Below are 560 nucleotides of genomic sequence, written 5' to 3' on the forward strand. Positions count from 1 at the left end.
TTTTTCCACCCACACCCCGCAACCCCCCATGTACCCCGGCGGGGGGGGCGGGCATATGTTTAAACGACACCGCCGCGCGCCGGGCCGCGCGCCCGCTGCCGAAGCAGGCCGTCAACAGATAGCCGCCCGTCGGCGCTTCCCAGTCGACCATCTCGCCCGCCACGAACACGCCCGGCAGCCCGCGCAGCATGGCGCCGTCGAGCGCGTCGAAACGCACGCCGCCCGCGCTGCTGATCGCTTCATCGATCGGGCGCGGACGTTTCAGCACGAGCGGCAACGCCTTCAGCGCCCGCGCCACCTTGACGGGGTCCGCGTAGTCGGCCTTGCCCAGGCATTCGTGCAGCAGCCCCGATTTCACGCCCTTGATGCCGAGACGGCTCTGCAGATGGCTGGACATCGAGCGCGTGCCGCGCGGCCGGCTCACCTCGTCCAGCACGCGCCGCGGGTCGTGGTCGGGCAGCAGGTCCAGCAGCACGGTCGCCTGGCCGGCCTGCGCGATGCGGTCGCGGATGCCCGCCGACAGCGCGTACACGAGGCTGCCCTCGATGCCGGTCGCGGTG

The 560-nt window shown here is 72.0% G+C and carries 1 protein-coding gene; it reads right to left on the minus strand.

Going from position 1 to position 560, the window contains the following annotated elements; translation table 11 throughout:
- The coding region (locus ACEN88_RS33870; protein WP_413346748.1) for an NAD(P)/FAD-dependent oxidoreductase at positions 1-560 on the minus strand (560 nt) is incomplete at both ends.

It is taken from the genome of Massilia sp. CT11-108 (assembly GCF_047302915.1).
GTDB lineage: Bacteria > Pseudomonadota > Gammaproteobacteria > Burkholderiales > Burkholderiaceae_D > Telluria > Telluria orientalis.